General features: G+C 36.6%; 10 protein-coding genes and 3 pseudogenes. 7 read left to right on the top strand and 6 right to left on the bottom strand.

The window, feature by feature from the left end; translation table 11 throughout:
* The first annotated feature begins 52 nt into the window (after positions 1–52).
* Positions 53–382, top strand: coding sequence for a DUF3082 domain-containing protein (locus tag AC012T_RS06295; RefSeq protein WP_487064068.1), 330 nt, complete (start codon positions 53–55; stop codon positions 380–382).
* Positions 383–456: 74 nt separating this feature from the next.
* Here the strand turns inward: AC012T_RS06295 and AC012T_RS06290 are convergent, their stop codons facing one another.
* Both AC012T_RS06290 and AC012T_RS06285 read right to left on the bottom strand, forming a co-directional pair.
* On the bottom strand, positions 457–1320 hold the full coding sequence (locus AC012T_RS06290) for a response regulator transcription factor (protein ID WP_487064066.1): 864 nt from the start codon (positions 1318–1320) through the stop codon (positions 457–459).
* A 50-nt stretch (positions 1321–1370) separates the two neighbouring features.
* Positions 1371–2972 (bottom strand): sensor histidine kinase, encoded by a 1602-nt coding sequence (locus AC012T_RS06285; protein WP_487064064.1) that lies wholly within the window; start codon positions 2970–2972, stop codon positions 1371–1373.
* A 1654-nt stretch (positions 2973–4626) separates the two neighbouring features.
* Here AC012T_RS06285 and AC012T_RS06280 point away from each other — a divergent pair.
* Together AC012T_RS06280 and trpC are read left to right on the top strand one after the other, a co-directional pair.
* Entirely contained in the window at positions 4627–4905 is a 279-nt protein-coding gene (locus AC012T_RS06280) for a HetP family heterocyst commitment protein (RefSeq protein WP_487064062.1), read from the top strand.
* 268 nt (positions 4906–5173) lie between these two features.
* Positions 5174–6052: an indole-3-glycerol phosphate synthase TrpC gene (gene trpC, locus AC012T_RS06275; RefSeq protein WP_487064060.1), complete on the top strand. Its 879-nt coding sequence runs from the start codon at positions 5174–5176 to the stop codon at positions 6050–6052.
* Between the two features lie 593 nt (positions 6053–6645).
* Here trpC and AC012T_RS06270 read toward each other — a convergent pair.
* Complete coding sequence (locus AC012T_RS06270; protein ID WP_487064058.1) at positions 6646–8100, bottom strand: aminotransferase class I/II-fold pyridoxal phosphate-dependent enzyme; 1455 nt, start codon at positions 8098–8100, stop codon at positions 6646–6648.
* Positions 8101–8193: 93 nt separating this feature from the next.
* On the opposite strand from AC012T_RS06270, the gene AC012T_RS06265 reads away from it, so the two are divergent.
* Positions 8194–9426 carry a GmrSD restriction endonuclease domain-containing protein gene (locus AC012T_RS06265; RefSeq protein WP_487064056.1) on the top strand — a complete coding sequence of 411 codons (1233 nt, stop codon included), beginning with the start codon at positions 8194–8196 and terminating at the stop codon, positions 9424–9426.
* Positions 9427–9441: 15 nt separating this feature from the next.
* The gene (locus AC012T_RS06260) at positions 9442–10083 is read left to right on the top strand and encodes a HEPN domain-containing protein (RefSeq protein ID WP_487064054.1); all 642 of its coding nucleotides are present in this window, start codon (positions 9442–9444) and stop codon (positions 10081–10083) included.
* A gap of 106 nt (positions 10084–10189) precedes the next feature.
* Here the strand turns inward: AC012T_RS06260 and AC012T_RS06255 are convergent.
* The 3 genes and pseudogenes from AC012T_RS06255 to AC012T_RS06245 form a co-directional block, all read right to left on the bottom strand.
* Positions 10190–10573 (bottom strand): annotated as a pseudogene (locus AC012T_RS06255) (ISL3 family transposase); the annotation flags it as partial.
* A 17-nt stretch (positions 10574–10590) separates the two neighbouring features.
* A complete protein-coding gene (locus tag AC012T_RS06250) occupies positions 10591–11931 on the bottom strand; it encodes a transposase (RefSeq protein WP_487064052.1) in 1341 nt (446 codons plus the stop codon).
* 94 nt (positions 11932–12025) lie between these two features.
* Positions 12026–12865: pseudogene (locus AC012T_RS06245) on the bottom strand (ISL3 family transposase); the annotation flags it as partial.
* Between the two features lie 315 nt (positions 12866–13180).
* Here AC012T_RS06245 and gcvP point away from each other — a divergent pair.
* On the top strand, positions 13181–16153 hold the full coding sequence (gcvP, locus tag AC012T_RS06240; RefSeq protein ID WP_487064050.1) for an aminomethyl-transferring glycine dehydrogenase: 2973 nt from the start codon (positions 13181–13183) through the stop codon (positions 16151–16153).
* 418 nt (positions 16154–16571) lie between these two features.
* Positions 16572–17831, top strand: a pseudogene (locus tag AC012T_RS06235) (ISAs1 family transposase).
* Positions 17832–17836: the final 5 nt, after the last annotated feature.

Below are 17836 nucleotides of genomic sequence, written 5' to 3'. Positions count from 1 at the left end.
TCGTAATTCCGCTACGCGGAAGCAAGCTACACCTTATACCCCACAACCTTTTATGAATGAACCAAATATCACACCATCACCAGATACTAGCGGACAAGTCCCACCTACTCCATTACGCTGTATAACTGGGGCTATCATGTCAGGAGGGCTGGGATTTGCGATGTATTCTCTCATGATAGCGATCGCAACTACATTTGCTGCAAAACCTATCCATTCTGATAACTTACTTGCAATCAAGATTAGCGCGGCTGTTCGTACCTTAGTTGTGGGTATCGTAGCTTTGGGAGCGGGGATATTTGGCATCGTAGGTATTGGTTTATTCGCTTTAGCCATACAATTAGTATTTCAGCAGCTAACAAAACCCAAAGAGAATAATTCGTAACTCGTAATTCTAACTAAGCAGGATAAATCCTGCTCTAGCCTTCATCCCTTGTCTAAAGCCCAGATGTGGCTGACTCAGGAAGCCACATCTTCAAGGGTTTTCGGCATTTCTCTTATAAATTGCAACTTGGCATTTGCAGACACATGAACTAACTGATGTTGTTTTCGCCAAATTGTTGGTGATAAACCGTGATGTTGACGAAACTGGCGGGAAAAATGACAAGTATTTTGATAGCCTAGTTTTGTGGCAATTTCTTCAATTGTCTGATTAGTATTTTTCAGTAAAGGACGAGCGGCAGCCATACGACGCTTAACAATCCAAGTATTAACACTTTCTCCCGTCTCTTTACCAACTTGTGTAGTCAAGTAAGCAGGAGAATAACCAACCGCTTCTGCAACATCTGACAAAGTGATCCCTTGATGGAAATGAAGTTCAATATAGTCGAAAACTTTTTTGAGATGGGGAACACTCGGAAAAATTGATTCTGAATTAACTAAAATATCTGGAACTGCTGAGATTTGTGGAGATTTATTAGCATACCAGTTCTTAAAAAGAGCTTGTTTTTCTAATCGGATAGAAATTGCTTTTAGCAACTCATCCACAGTAGAAGGTTTACTCAAATAATCATCTGCTCCCAACTCCATCGCTTTTCTCATAGATATTTTAGAGCTACAAGCTGTGAGAAAAATGAAAGGAATAATTGCTGTTAAATGATTTTGACGTAACTTAGTTAAAACACCATAACCATCTATATCCGGCATCATCACATCACAAATTACCAAATCAGGTAAATGTTCTTCTGCCTTCTGGATACCAACCAGCCCATTTTCTGCTCCTATCGTAACAAAACCTTCAGTCTCAAGACCTTCTAAGAAGAGATTGCGGGTTTTAGCATCATCTTCAATTACAAGAATTTTTTTCGACGATTCGCGTATCATTTTGCAACCAATAAAAGTGTTAACAGAGAATGATTAAAAAATTCTGAGTATTAAGCCATTGAAAAATCAGCATAGGGAACAGATGGTAGTACCACAGTAAATGTACTACCTACATCAACTTCACTTACTACCATAATTTGACCTCCATGTATATTAACAAGAGTTTTGACAATTGATAACCCCAATCCTGTACCAGGAATTTTAGCAACATTGCTACCTCGATAAAACGGTTCAAATAATCTTGGTTGATCTACTTCAGGAATCCCAATTCCCTGATCTTTAATCTGAAACATCACCTTCTCCTGTTCACAATAAACTGTGAAATATATAACGCTATTGTTAGAAGAATATTTAATAGCATTTGCAAGCAAGTTATTCAAAATTGGTTTCACCAATTTCGTATCAATCCAGACTTTTGAACAGTCACCTTGGTGATAAAATTTAATATGCTGTTCACTATTAATTAGCAGAAACTTTTCAATTAGATCATTACAAAGCTCAACTAAATCAACCTGTTTAAGTTCAACTTTATTTTTTTCTAAATCCATGTTAGATAAAAATAAAATATCGTCTAATACCTGATTTATATCTTCAATTGATGTTTGAATTGTTTCTAAAAATAGTTGAATTTTTTCTTCTTTCCATTTATTAATATGTCGCTTGATTAAGCTATTAGAAAAGGAAATAACATTTAGTGGTGTGCGAAACTGGTGAGAAACTACAGCCACAATATGCGCTCTGAGTTCGCTGAGTTTTTTGGCTTCTTCCAAAGTCTTTTGTAAGTCTAATTCTGCATATTTGTAGTCTGTGATATCAATAGCTGTGAGTACTTCAACTTCTTCACCTTCAAAATTCAGGAATCTATTAAATCGAGTCAAAGCACCCACTAACCATCGTTCTTTCCCATCTTTAGTAAGTATTTTGATCTCTTGATATTCAGAACTAGTTGCTTTACTTTGTTGTGATTTTGTACTCTTGATGAGTTGGTTTAATTCAAAACCTGCTAACAGTTCCTTTTTTGTATAGCCAGTGACTAACTCCGCAGCAGAATTTGCATAATAAATCTTTGTACCTTGAATTAGAAAAATATTCGCATTAATAGTTTCTACTAAGCTAAAAAATCCAGACTCTCTGAACCACAGTAAGTTATCAACCTGTTGAGATTTGAGTTCAACAACATCTTGTTGTAAATGCACTGGAGATTGCTTATATTCTGGCAACTCCCAGTTCTGCATACTCAATTCGACTAATTCATCACTAATTTCTTTAAAAATAGCACAGTTAAACTCTCTGTCTTGGTACTTTATATAAGTAAGAGTTATTTCTCCTAAAAATATTCTTCCTCTTTTTGTACAGTATCGAGATTTAAATGTGCGGTGAGCGATGTTTATATCTTTCCATTGTTCTAACCAATTCTGTAAGGAAAAATCTATATCTAAATCACCTAAATGCATGGAAAGTAATTCTTCGCGGGAATACTCTGTTAGGTAACAGGTGGCATTGTTAACATAAAGAAATTGCGCGTTTTTTCCTAGACAAAAAGCAGCATCGACAACTTGATTGATGAGAAAATCAGCAAATTCTAATTTCACCTGTGGCTGTAAACTCAATTGAGAATTAGATGTTTCTAATGTGGAATCGCTATAATTCATCTCTCTACTCACTCCTAGTCATCAGATATTAATGTAAGTGGTATTGAGTTGATCATCAAAAATTTACAAAATTTTGATTGTGCTATTAATTCACAACTTAAATTGAATAATTTTGATTTTAACAATAAAAAACTATAAGTTTCATTTGGTTGCATATCAAAATGAAATTGTTTTTTATTAAGTACCTTGTTGGTGTTAAGACAATACAAGCATTAGCTGACTTGTATTTTTGATCGGCTAACAGAGAGTAAACTTGATGATATAAATGAGGATGAATGTGGGGAATAATCTCAGACTCTAATTGGTTTCAGGTTAATACCTTTTTTGTAATGAATATTCTCAGTGGATTTATGTGCGAGTTACAGCACTTTGCTCAACTATTTGGTACAAAACAAAATCCTATAATCCTTGCCCCATAAACTTTTTAGATATTTAGGTGTGGTACTTTTAAAAAAAGTGCTGTAAGTTATAAAACTATAGCGATTTGATTTTATTAGCTTAATACAGGGTATGACAGATAAATGAGGTACACAATCAGTGTAAAAAATTCATCTACTAATAGGGCTTTAGTGCTATAAAACTGACACTGTATGAAAAATAAGTTTTGGAGAACAAAACATCTATTTTGTCAAGATTGAAATATTTATATATTACCTCAAGATCGTTACATTAATAGAGAAAGCCGGGTTTTTGAGTTGAATTATCTTAGTTTCCTTGTTAAAGGATTTAACTATATAAAAATATGCCGAGTCATCCTTCTTAAGAAAGAGATTTTTCTCAATAAAATCCTACTAATGGCAGAACATCTAACCAAAGGTATATAAAATATTAATAATAAATGTGTTGAGATATACAAAAGCTTAAATATATGCTTTTGAGCCTCAAAAATATTACTACAAAGGGCAGATAGCAAATATATTAAGTTATATTTATTTAATCATCATGGCTTACATAACTGACCTATTCCCAGGGTGTCTCAGATGTCGAAAGATAGGACTGACACACCCTACAGAGCCATTAAGTATGAGACGTAGCTTGAGTCCTAGCAATAATGAATTATGCCTGAGGTCCTGTACCCTCCAAAAAGCCTCTGTCAGTTTAGATAATAATTTTCTTAATTCAGGAATTGCAATCATATAAACTGCCTCTAAGAGGAAGATGCAATAGAAATGGAGCTTTTTAGGGTGAAGAATAATCAAAAAAAATTTAAGAGCGAAAAAATAGACAAGTTGATCAAAAAATAGTTCATGTATCTGGTGTTGAAGTTTGAGTAGGCTTAAACAAAGAAGCTAATTTTTCAATATGGTTAAGTTGATAAGCAGATTGAGCTAGATATATTAAGCAATAATATGCTGTTTCACTTGATTAAATCTGCTCCTGCTTTTCATAACCATCAATATCTATCATGGAGATTTTTAAACCCAGTGCATTGGAGGAAAATAAGATACAAAATAAGCATCAAAATCAATGTAATCAAAGGATGTCAGGGTTATACAGGTGGATTGCAATAATATGTCCTTCTGACCTCTCAAAACTGCGGGATGTCTGTGAGTAAGAAGTACATTTTTTTTCTTTGTGGTGAGGAATTTAGCAATCTGATTAAAAATCAGATAAGCCATTGACTAGTTTTTGTTCACACATAGGAGTGCATACTATGAACCAGAATGTTGCCGATTATAATAAACCAGCCAATAAGAAAATTAATACTGAACAAATAGAACAAATAGTCAAAGCAATTATATCTGGAAAGTATTCCTGGGCTTGTGTGTTACTTTTGCGGTTTTCTGGACACAACCCTATAGATTATATACCCTACCGTACTTATATCAGATTGCTGAAAAATAATTGCCTACTGGGTGGTTCTCAGCAAAATAAAACTTCTAACAAGGAGGTGGAAATGTTTGACCTCAAGTCAAGTTGGATTCATTTCTGAGAATACACAAAATTGAGGATATGCCAATTTGGGTTAGTGCAAAGAGGCAGAAATAAAAAAGTGAGCTTTTGCAACTATTTTGGCTGTTCTGTACTAGTTAGTGTTGATGAAAATTTTCAACCCATCCACAGATGGTTTGACAACTACTTTTGACAGTTAATCCAAAATCCCAACTTGGTATTATCCTCAGATAAATTTCTCATAATTGCCTGTGAGAAAAAATGAAGGATGAAATTGCTTAATTCTTAATTCTTAATTCATTTTCATCATGATTTACCCACTTAGTATATCTAATAGTCGCCTGCAACCTATACTCAGAGAGATTGTATGGCAGAAGAAGCTAGAAATCACACAAATGCAGCAAGAAATGTCTTTGGCTTCCTTACAACGTCAATTAACTGCTGCTCCGACTGTACGAGATTTTTTTACTGCTTTGCAGCAGAGTCTTTATAAACCTAGTTTGATTGCAGAGGTAAAAAAAGTATTACCTAATCAAGATACTCTCAATAAAGATTTTGATCCTTTAGCGATCGCAAAATCCTATGAGCGTGGTGGTGCTACTTGTCTGTCTGTCGTCACTGACCAAAAGTTCTTCCAGGGAGGTTTTGAGCATTTACGCACTATCCGCTATCGGGTAGCATTACCTCTGTTGTGCAGAGATTTTATCCTCGATCCTTGCCAAATTTATTTAGCCAGATCTGCTGGTGCTGATGCGGTATTATTGATTGCTGCTATTCTTACAGACCAGGAAATACATAATTTTTTGCGGGTAATTCACTATTTAGGAATGAATGCCGTCATTGAAGTTCATAACTTAACAGAATTAGATCGGGTACTCAAATTAGATGATGTACGCATTATCTCCATTAACAACCGCAGTTTAGAAGATTTTAGCGTTAATCTTAGCACTACTCAGCAATTAATGGCTGCTAGGCGATCGCAATTACAAAATTTAAGTATTCTTGTTGTTAGTGAGTCAGGAATTGAAACATCTGCTGATATAGCCTTAATAGCTGATGCTGGTGCTAATGCAGTGTTAATGGGAGATTCTTTACTGCAACAAGAGAATTTAGAGGAAGGTGTGCGTAGTCTCATCAAGGCAAAAGTTCCAGTTTATAAAGACCTTGTGAAAAAGGGAGCTTATTGAGAAAGCACTGTATTTAGGGCTTGCTGTAAAGCCATGCGGGCATAGCTTCCGTGCCGTTAGGCATAAAAGTCTTTCCGTTAGGGCTAGAAGTCAGGAGTCAGGAGTCAGGAGGAAGAATTAGAAGGAGATCAGAATATTCTCAAATCTGGGTAAATGAATTGATCCTGTTTTAATATCATTCTCCTAAAGCTTGTCTCCGTGAAAGCAGGGGTAATTCATGAATTACTCCTACTCCATTGGATCATGTTTTTTATGGAGTTCTCTTAATATCTTTTGCAGGTGCGTCAGATATCATAAATCTGTCGATAATAACCCTACAAAGCAAGCGACTTGCGTAAGAGCATGTTTGAAAAGTTTAGGGACGTATAATTTGTCATTCTGAGTGGAGTCTTACGCAACGAAGAATCTGGAGTTTAGCCCACATACTGAGATGCTTCGTTCCTCAGCATGACATGGAAGGAGACTTTTCAGACACCCTCTAAGTCCTGACCAATAGACATCTCCGGTGATTAAATGTGCGTGGATTGAAACCCTTCTGGAGACGTTCCAAACGTCTCTACAATCATTTTCACGGTCTTGTCTAATTACCTTTCTCAAGCTTTCACTACTTTTAAAGTTCTCAAACTAATATCTGCACAACCGTTAATAAATCCTCCTAAAGCCTGAATTTGTTGGAGATATTCTAAGGCTGATTTTGTGATAACTTCTCCCGGCATTAATATGGGTATTCCAGGGGGATATGGACAAACTATTTCCGCGCAAATTCGTTGCGGTGTTTTCTCCAAAGGTAATGTTTCACTATTAGCAAAAAAAGCCTCACGGGGAGAAATGCATATAGGATAGCTAATTATAGCATCGTTTCTATATTTACATATTTTGTACTGACTTGTCAATTGTGGTATCCGCGTCAAATTTTTCAATTCTTGCACTAATGCATTAATATCTGTTTTTGTATTACCCAAACTAATAATAAAAGTGAGATTTTGTAAGGATGAAAATTCTGGAGTTACACCCATTTCATTGATAATTTCTTCAGCTGCAAAACCTGTTAAACCTATTTTAGAAACGTTCACAGTTAAGCGTGTTTGATCTAAATCGACAAAACCCTTACCCCTGGCATGGAGAGGAGTCGATAAACCAGGAATTTGGCTAATTTGACTTTTTGCTGATGCTGCTAATTGCAAAGTCTGAGACATCAACTGTTCCCCATTAGTTGCCATTTGTTGACGTGCGGCATCGAGGGAAGCTAAAAGTATAAAGCTGGGACTGGTAGATTGTACTAGCTGCAAAGCTTTATTCACTTTGTCAATGTCGATTCTGTTACCTTGGATGTGTAACATTGATGCCTGTGTCATCGCACCGAGGGTTTTGTGGATAGACTGCACAGTTAAATCTGCACCTGCGGCTAAAGCTGGTGTGGGTAATTGAGGGTGAAAGGCAAAATGTGCGCCATGTGCTTCATCTACAAGGAGGGGAATATTATATTGATGGGTCAGAAGTGCGATCGCACTCAAATCTCCACAAACACCGTAATATGTAGGGTAAACTGTCAGCACCGCTTTTGCATCAGGATGTATTTCCAATGCTGTTTTTACCGCTGCTGGCGTAATACTGTGAGCAATATCTAAATCCTCATCATATTCAGGCTGAATAAAAATAGGAATTGCACCAGAAAGAATTAACCCAGAAATCACCGAAGAATGCACATTTCGCGGCAGAATAATTTTATCCCCCGTACCACAAGTAGCGAGAATTGCTGCCTCAATTCCACAGGTAGAACCATTAACTAAAAACCATGTTTTCTCAGCCCCAAAAGCTTCCGCTGCCAGTTCTTGTGCTGCGAGAATGGCATTTTCAGGAGTAAATAAATTATCTAATTCAGCCAATTCCGTTAAATCAGCACGAAAAACCTCTTTACCTAATAAATCGGTTAAAACTGAGGAAATTCCCGCACCACGTTTATGTCCTGGAGTGTAAAACGGTGCATGAGGACGAGAAATGGAGTTTTTTAAGGCATCTATGAGGGGTGTTTGGTTTTGATTGGGCATTTATTGGTGAAAGAAGCTTATAGTGCTTCAAGTAAAAATTGATAAAGTATAGAATATAATTAATAAGCTATATTTTATCCTGATTCAACTCTTATGCAGACTACATTTACGCCAGAAGAAGAAGTAATATTTTTTGAGGAAGATGAAGACCAAGAAATTGAGTCTGAATCTCAGAGTAAGTTAATTCCTGAATTAAAGCAAATATCAGAAATTGTTGTTTCTGGAAGTGACTGGACAACAGCAACAATATGTGATCAACTTGTGCGAGGTAATATACAATTAAGCCCAAGATTTCAAAGACGAGACGCTTGGACTATAACTCGCAAAAGTAGGTTGATCGAATCACTGATATTGGGATTTCCAGTACCACAAATAGCCCTGGCTGTTAAACCGGAAGAAAAAGGTAAATTCATCGTTCTTGATGGGAAGCAACGATTGTTAACTATTTTGCAATTTTATGGTAGGAGTGAAGAAACTCCAAACAATGCATTTGCCTTAAAGAATCTAGAATTCAGACGTGATTTAATTGGTAAAAAATATGAAGATTTTAAAAGGGATATACTCTTAAATTCAGAACTCAATGCTCTAGATAACCAAACTATTCGTACTATATTAATTCGGAATTGGCATAGCGAAAATTTTCTTTACAAAATTTTTCTGCGTTTGAATGTAGAAAGTACTCCCTTATCTCCTCAAGAACTAAGACAAGCATTGCATCCAGGTGAATTTATCAATTTCTTAGATGATAAATCAGTTGAAAGTAAGGCTTTGCGAAAGATATTAAAATCACCAAATCCTGATTTTCGGATGCGTGATGTAGAATTGCTACTACGTTATGTAGGATTTCATTATTTTCTATCTGAGTATAGGGGAAATCTAAAGGCATTTCTTGATATGACTTGTCAAGCTTTCAATGAAGATTGGGAGAAAAAACATGATGATGTAAAAAATGCAGTAAACCAATTCGAGGAAGCAGTACAAACAACTATTAATATATTTGGAGATAATTTTTCTCGTATGTGGTTAGGTAATAAATATCGAAGCCAGTTTAATCGAGCGATTTTAGATGTAATGGTTTTCTACTTTTCAGACGCAATTATCAGAAAATCTGCTGAAGATAAAAAAGAAGAAGTAGAAGATGCTTTTAAAAAATTGTGTGCATTAAACATCGATTTCAGAGAAGCTATTCAAGGAACAACCAAGAATATTCGTGAAACTTACAATCGTCTTAGATTGTGGGGTGAAAATCTCAAAGCAGTTGTAGACGTAGAGTTTAACCTACCTGAACTCGTTGATAATCATATTATTTTTAACGGGTTGAGATAGGGTGTCGTCTGTAATATGCAAAAATCAACTAGATTTCGCACTTTAACCAGGGAGTTAAATAGGTTAAAAAAGCAATTTTTGCCTAAGATTAGCCCGACAGGTTCATATTCTGGGAGTCAGTTAGCTAGAACTCTTGCATATAAAGTTTTAGCTCATGCTGAAATTGAATCATACCTTGAAGAGAGAGCTTGGGAAGTAGTTTTGAATGCCAAAAGAGCTTGGGATAGTACGGGTAAAACCTCTCGTACTCTGATATGTCTACTTGGTTTCTCTGGTTTAACTATGGATCAACCACCAGACACACTCAACAGAACTAGGGGAAGTCAAGATGATCACGACAAGCGATTGAAAATAAGCAAGAAGATTGCTTCAGCTATCACTAGCTTTAGGTGGGTTATTGATAATAATCATGGAGTCACAGAACCTAAGATTTTGGCTTTACTATTACCAATAGGAATTGATAATAATGATTTAGATCCTGCTTGGCTTCTTACTATGAATACATTTGGGAAAGAACGAGGCGTTGTAGCACATACCTCAGCTACATCATACAGAACTGTTCAACCACCAGATCCTGCAAATGAACTAAACACGGTCAACCAAATTACTCAGGAGCTTTTAAAAATAGATGAATTAATCAATAATTTGATGAAATAAAATATTAACTACCGATAGTCGGAGTGTAGCTTACTAAATCGCTTTATCGGCTACTCCTGCTATACAATAATTTCAACCTCAAAAAAATATGGCTCTTGCGCCTTTTTTATGGAGAATTAATACTAAAATGCCAGTTTAATAAACTACGTAATCTGAAATTGCTAAAGTTACGGAATCCATATCCAAGTCTTTTGATTAATTTGAGTTTATTATTAATTCCTTCCACAGTACCACTGGTAGTTCTACCGTCAAAATAACCTACGACTTCACCAAACCATCTAATCATTGTTCCTATACTTTTGGGAAAATACAAAAGTCCATCGTGCATCCAATCCAATAAATTCATTATGTTTTCACCCCAAGACTTAGTAGATTCAAATATGTCTCGAAATTCTTCTTTTAGGGCGTGCATTTTCGCCAGAGTAGGGGAAACTTCTTGAGCATTATTTAATCTTTCTTTTTGTTGTTCATTTAAAGAATCCTCATTTTTTCAATACTGTAGCCAAATTACGAGGGTTCAACGGCTGTAGAAGCATTGTGAATACGACCAAGAGAGGTAAGCTTGGCAAAAATCTGGGATAATAAAATAGGCTCAGGCTGTTGCGGAAGCATTTTTAACATTTCCCGAACATATCGAAAACCACGACAGTAAGCCTTAAGATCAACAATGCCAGAACCAGGATTATCTTGACGGAACTGAGCTAGAAGATAATGAGATAAATTGACCATAAAAAATGAAAGGTTGACAGCATTAGTCACCGCAGTTTGACCCCTGTTCATAAAATCTTCCAATCCCCAAAATTGTTTAGCATCACGAAAATTAAATTCGATTTGGAAGCGCAGTTTATAATAGTCAATTATTTTGTCATATGATAAAGTTAAGTCACTAGAAAACAGAATTACGTGACTGCAAGCATTAGTTTTCAAATTGGTTTTTACTAAAATCACTACATTCAAAGGCTGGGCAAATTCTTTGTGCAGTAAGGTAGATTGATAAGTATTTGTTTGGATATCTTCTTCAATACTAATTTGACACAAATATTTATCAGATATATTGTGCCAGTCCAGCTTATCTCCGTATTTACGACGAGAACGATGATTGGGGTCAGGATGTTGGTAAGGTATATATAATGCCGAATCGTGGCGTAACTTGGAAATTATGTGTAACTTTACCTGCCTAGCCATCTGCAAAGCATTATTGTTCCCAAAGTGACCATCTACGACTAAGTAAGTGAGAGGAATAAAATTAGCTATTAACTTGAATAACTCATTAATCATCTTCTGAATTCGTAGTAACTCAGATGTCAAAAAGACTTCCGTTTTATTTTTGTTTTTACTTCCTTTAGGTCGTCCTCGTCCACGTTTTTCTTGAGATTTTATTTCTGGGATTGACGATACAGTATTTTTTTCTACATCACTCTTGATTACTTGTTCTATTTGAATCGGAAATGAGTGTCTTTGTTGAACACTTACTAATGATAAGGTAAAGAAAGATAACCCCGATATTGGTTTGCTTATTAAACTGGAAAAAAACCTATCTAATCCGTAGGTTTTTTTCCCGGCTTTGCTTATTACTACTTCGTCTCCTGCCAACAAATAAACATCATTTGGGCAGAACAAATGCCGCCGAAAAAACACCCAGAACACCGTTGTCCACGGTATGACTGTACGAAAAAATCTGATTACCGTCCGATAACTACCACCACTAAGCGTCCAACGCGATATTCCCAACATTGTGACTCGCCCGCTCATGGCTAACATGGCCGTGATGATCTGGCTCAACTGCCGCATCGTCGTGACTTTTATTTCTGGCAGTAGGCATTGCAACAGTGCTAGTATGTCAAACATGGGCTGTATGTGGCTTTCGAGTTGTCGTTGTGGAAGACTATAACTCTACTACATCAGCCCTCTTTTTATACTCTTTTTTTGGCTACAGTATTGTTTTTATGAAGCTATATTTGCTTTTATTTAATCCTGCTAATATTCGGTGTCGCTCCGATTTATTATCTAAAGACATGGCGGCTTTTTTCTCAGATTTACGCATAGCATCTAATTCCTCATTTACTTGTTTCATTACATGAAATCTATCGGCAGTTATATTTGCATTTGGCATTAATTCTTCTACTAAACTTTTATAAGGAGACCAGAGATCGATACTCACTTCAACTATTTGTTCAAGTACCTGAGATCCCCATTTCATAATAACTTCACGTATTTCTTCTATTCTTCTTGACTTCACTAACTCAATTGGTTTACGAGTATCTAAATCTACTAATACTGCTAAATAACTTCCTTGACCTTTCACCAAAGCAATCTCATCTATGCCTAACCTTTTCACCTGATTTAAATTAATGTTTAATATTTGTGATACTTGTGCATTTAACATTGATTCAACTTCTTCATCACTCAAGTCATTTCTTTCGGCAACACTATGAATATTACTGTCTAATACTTGTTTAACTATATCTACGGCTAATCTTTTAGTATATCCTTTACTTTTATCTACAAAATTTAGCTTTTCACTAAAGACTTTTTTGCACTTGTTACATTTGAATTGACGGCGATTTATTTTTAATAATACTAGTTTTTCACTCCACGATAAATCATGAATCATCCGCCAATGATTTTGATGTATACTATAGGTGTTTTTTCCACAGTCTGGGCAAGTAGAATAGTTGACAGACTTCTCTATTGTTATAATTATTTCTGCTCCTTCAATTTCTTGAAAATCTAACACTTTCATATCTGGTAGATTGAGAATTTGATCTACGCTAAATTTCATAACTATTCCTAAAACTTTTATATTTGATAATTATGATTATTATCTTATGCTTATTCGCTTATGTCTAGAAGTTTGCAAACCTTTACATAGATAGACTTTTCAGCTTTTATAATTTAATTTTATCGGCATTAAATTTTAGTAATTTTAATTTTCTCCATAAAAGAGACGCAAGAGCCAAAAATATCTCCAGGACTGGAAATAGAAAAATGTGCTTTTGTCCAGAATATATGGCTAGTTTACATCCTGAGAAAAAAACCTAATATATAAAAATAATTATTACAATACATTAATACAGAAGCGTCTGGAGAACTATTTGTGGTAGCTAATCCCCCTCGTACTCAACCTAGTGATAACAAGATTTTGGCTAAAAGCAGTCAGAAACTCAGCAACTTTGCCCAAAGACACATTGGAATTAACCCTGATGATATTCAACAAATGCTTGATATCTTAGGGTTTTCTAGTTTAGATGACTTAATTGATCAAACAGTACCACAGACAATTCGCTTTAACCAAGAGCTAAAGTTACCAGCAGCACAAAGCGAATATGCAGCACTAGCGAAATTAAAACAAATAGCCGATAAAAATCAAGTTTATCGCTCATTTATTGGCATGGGCTATTACGATTGTATTACTCCTGCCGTCATTCAACGTAATATTCTTGAAAATCCCGGTTGGTACACAGCTTACACCCCTTATCAACCAGAAATTGCCCAAGGACGTTTGGAAGCATTGCTAAATTTCCAAACAATGATTATTGATTTGACAGGGTTAGAAATTGCTAACGCGTCTTTGTTAGACGAAGCGACAGCAGCAGCAGAAGCCATGAGTTTGAGTTATGGTGTCTGCAAAAATAAAGCCAATAACTATTTTGTTTCCCGTGAATGTCATCCCCAAACCATTGATGTATTGCAAACTAGAGCTAAACCTCTGGGGATAAATATCATTATCGGTGATCATCAAACATTTGATTTTACCGAATCAATTTTTGGTGCAATTCTCCAATATCCTGCGAGTGATGGCACAATTTACGACTACCGCAATGTTATCACACAGTCCCATGCTCAGGGTGCATTGGTGACTGTAGCCGCAGATCCTCTCAGCTTAACATTACTTACACCCCCCGGTGAATTAGGGGCTGATATTGCCGTAGGCAGCACCCAACGCTTCGGTATTCCTTTAGGCTTTGGGGGACCACACGCAGCTTATTTTGCCACGAAGGAAGAGTATAAACGACTAGTTCCAGGCAGAATTGTCGGGGTATCAAAAGATGTTAATGGCAAACCTGCATTACGTCTAGCATTGCAAACCCGTGAACAGCATATTCGCAGAGATAAAGCCACCAGCAATATTTGTACAGCCCAGGTATTATTGGCAGTGATGGCGAGTATGTACGCAGTTTATCATGGGCCAGATGGACTGAGGGGAATTGCCGAAAATATCCACCAGTTAACCGCAACTTTAGCAAATGGACTCAAACAGCTAGGTTACAAAATCACTTCTGAAAATTTCTTTGATACCTTACGGGTAGAATTAGGAAATACCAGATTAGATGCAATTCTCGACGCTGCAAATGAGAGAAATATTAATTTACGCATCTTTGATAACGCAACAGTCGGTATTTCCTTAAATGAAACTACCACAGAATCAGATTTAATCGACCTTTGGCAAATTTTCGCTCTTACAGATAATCTACCTTTCAGTGGAGAAGAATTCATTTCTCTGACCAATTACCAATTACCAATTACCAATTACCAAGGATCACGTCAAAGTAAATATCTTACACATCCAGTTTTCAACCGTTATCATTCAGAAACCGAATTATTACGTTATCTGCATCAACTAGAAACCAAAGATTTATCATTAACAACATCAATGATTCCCTTGGGATCTTGTACCATGAAGTTAAACGCAACTTCAGAAATGATACCTGTAACTTGGGCAGAATTTGGTAAAATTCATCCTTTTGCCCCAATTTCCCAAACCAGAGGTTATCAAATTCTCTTCCAGCAATTAGAAACATGGTTAGCAGAAATAACAGGTTTTGCAGGAATTTCTTTACAACCAAATGCAGGTTCTCAAGGTGAATATGCAGGACTTTTGGTAATTCATGAATATCACCAAAATCGTGGAGAAGGACACCGAAATATTTGTTTAATTCCTCAATCTGCACATGGAACAAATCCCGCGAGTGCGGTAATGTGTGGGATGAAAGTAGTAGGAATTGCTTGTGATGATCAAGGTAATATTGATGTTGATGATTTGAAAGCCAAAGCAGAAAAACACAGTCATGAACTTGCTGCTTTAATGGTGACATATCCATCAACTCACGGTGTGTTTGAAGAAGCAATACAGGATATCTGCGCTATTGTTCATAATCATGGTGGACAAGTTTACATGGATGGGGCTAATATGAATGCCCAAGTAGGAATTTGTCGTCCTGGTGATATTGGTGCAGATGTTTGTCATTTAAACTTACATAAAACCTTCTGTATTCCTCACGGTGGTGGTGGACCTGGTATGGGACCCATTGGTGTTGCCTCCCACCTTGTAACCTTTTTACCTGGACATTCTGTGGTGAAGATAGGGAAAAATGAAAAACTCTCTAACTCTGAACATACTCAGTACTCATTACTCAATACTCAGCACTCTTTTGGTGCTGTTTCCGCTGCACCTTGGGGTAGTGCAAGTATCTTAGTAATTTCTTGGATGTATATTGCCATGATGGGTGCAGATGGTTTAACGCAAGCAACCAAAGTAGCAATTCTTAATGCAAATTACATCGCTAAGAAATTAGAGTCATTTTATCCTGTTTTGTATCGCGGAAAAAATGGTTTGGTGGCACATGAATGTATTTTAGATTTGCGAAGTTTGAAGAAATCAGCCAGCATTGAAATTGATGATGTTGCAAAGCGTTTGATGGATTATGGTTTCCATGCACCAACTGTTTCCTGGCCTGTGGCTGGTACTATTATGGTGGAACCAACGGAAAGTGAATCTAAACAAGAATTAGATAGATTCTGCAATGCTTTAATTGCGATTCGTGAGGAAGTTGCCGCAATTGAATCTGGTAAAATGGATATTGAAGATAATGTTTTGAAAAATGCACCTCACACTGCGGAAAGTTTGATTATTGGTGAATGGAATCATCCCTATTCTCGTGAACAAGCTGCTTATCCTGCACCTTGGAATAAGGAATATAAGTTTTGGCCAAGTGTGGGTAGAATAGATGCGGCTTTTGGGGATAGGAATTTTGTTTGTTCTTGTTTACCGATGGAGGCTTATAGTTAATTTGTAGTTAATTAGTAGGGTGCGTTAATGAAATGTAACGCGCCATTTTGATTGTGGGATAAGGTGCGTTACGCTGATGCTAACGCACCCTACGAACTAACTTTGGATGTAAATAATCTAAATACTGCCGTACCTTTTCGATAGAACCCACATTCCGCAGATATTAAAGTAAATTTAGGAATTAAAAATTTAGAAAAAGTAAAGCCTGAAAAGATTGCCTAGCAAAGATTTCAGGCTTTTTTGGTAAAATAATAAGCGTCAAATACAGGGTAAGCTCATCTAATTTGGTATAGTATGAACTTGACAAAATGACTAAGACAAGCATAAGCAAAGGGATAAAAAATACACTTGACAGCAGAGCAAAAGACATGGGATGAAAGCAATGCAATCGCTCTGAAAACACCGGGAAAGAAACTTTATGTCGGCAGGATTTGAAACTAAATCAAGTGATTCCAAGAAGAGAAATTGCCGTCAGTCAAAGCCAGTACAGGTGGCATCCATAGAAGCAATTCAAAAGAGTTTAGTCGAGAATTTTGGAGACATCAAAGACCCAAGAGTAGAGCGAACAAAGAAACATCAACTTACAGATATCCTGGTGATTGCAATTCTGGCAGTGATAGGAGGAGCGCAAGGATGGGAAGACATAGAGAACTACGGCATCAGCAAGCAGGAGTGGTTGGAAGAGTTTTTAGAACTACCAAATGGCATCCCCTCAGATGACACATTCCGAAGGGTATTTGAGTTCATTAACCCTGAAGAATTAAATCGTTGTTTCAGCAGATGGATAGAAAGCCTAGTCACAAACATGGGAGGAGAGATAATTCCCATAGATGGGAAGACCATTAGGGGTTCTTACGACCGAAATCAAGGGAAATCAGCACTGCACGTTGTTAGTGCCTGGGCAAGTGAACAGAATTTGGTCTTGGCACAGATGAAAGTGGAAGATAAATCCAATGAGATTACAGCAATTCCGGCATTATTAGAATTATTGGATATGACAGGAGCTATTATCACTATTGATGCAATGGGGACTCAAACTGAGATTGCCAAAAAGATTATTGATAAAAAAGCAGATTATGTTTTAGCACTCAAGGCAAATCATCCAACTCTCTATAATCAGGTAAAACAATGGTTTGAAACATCATCTACACAGGATTTTCAAGGCATTGATGTCAGTTACGATCACCGCATTGAGAAAGGACATCACCGCACGGAAATCCGTCAAGTTTGGTCTGTTCCTATTTCGGCTGTTGGTGAACTTTACCAACCCAAAATCTGGGCTGGACTTCAAACTGTAGTCATGGTTGTTCGGGAGCGTCGTCTTTGGAATAAAACTACTCGTGAAGTTCAATTTTATCTCTCTTCTTTACCCAGTGATGCTCAACTTTTAGGTCGGGCTATCCGTAAACACTGGGGGATTGAAAACTAAGCTCATTGGACTCTTGATTGCACTTTTGCTGAGGATTCCTGCCGTATTCGCTCTTTCCATAGTCCCCGTAATTTTGCTCTTTTACGGCGCATTGCTCTCAATGCTCTCAATCGCGAACAAACTTACAAACGTAGTCTCCGCCAAAAAATGAAACGCACTGGTATGGACAACAATTACATGATTCAAGTTCTCAGTTGTTGTTTTCTTGACTCTACATTAGATTCCTCACATCCCTTATGTCAAGCCTAATTGAG

It is taken from the genome of Anabaena sp. EIM26 (assembly GCF_057568715.1).
Note: the sequence above shows the minus strand (reverse complement) of the source record. Positions and strands in the feature narration are given on the sequence as shown.

Bases quoted from the DNA above. Each gene is read 5' to 3' on its own strand.
- AC012T_RS06295 (WP_487064068.1), top strand. From the start codon at position 53: ATGAATGAACCAAATATCACACCATCACCAGATACTAGCGGACAAGTC.
- AC012T_RS06260 (WP_487064054.1), top strand. From the start codon at position 9,442: ATGCAAAAATCAACTAGATTTCGCACTTTAACCAGGGAGTTAAATAGG.
- trpC (WP_487064060.1), top strand. From the start codon at position 5,174: ATGATTTACCCACTTAGTATATCTAATAGTCGCCTGCAACCTATACTC.
- AC012T_RS06265 (WP_487064056.1), top strand. From the start codon at position 8,194: ATGCAGACTACATTTACGCCAGAAGAAGAAGTAATATTTTTTGAGGAA.
- AC012T_RS06280 (WP_487064062.1), top strand. From the start codon at position 4,627: ATGAACCAGAATGTTGCCGATTATAATAAACCAGCCAATAAGAAAATT.
- AC012T_RS06270 (WP_487064058.1), bottom strand. From the start codon at position 8,100: ATGCCCAATCAAAACCAAACACCCCTCATAGATGCCTTAAAAAACTCC.
- AC012T_RS06285 (WP_487064064.1), bottom strand. From the start codon at position 2,972: ATGAATTATAGCGATTCCACATTAGAAACATCTAATTCTCAATTGAGT.
- AC012T_RS06250 (WP_487064052.1), bottom strand. From the start codon at position 11,931: ATGTTTGACATACTAGCACTGTTGCAATGCCTACTGCCAGAAATAAAA.
- AC012T_RS06290 (WP_487064066.1), bottom strand. From the start codon at position 1,320: ATGATACGCGAATCGTCGAAAAAAATTCTTGTAATTGAAGATGATGCT.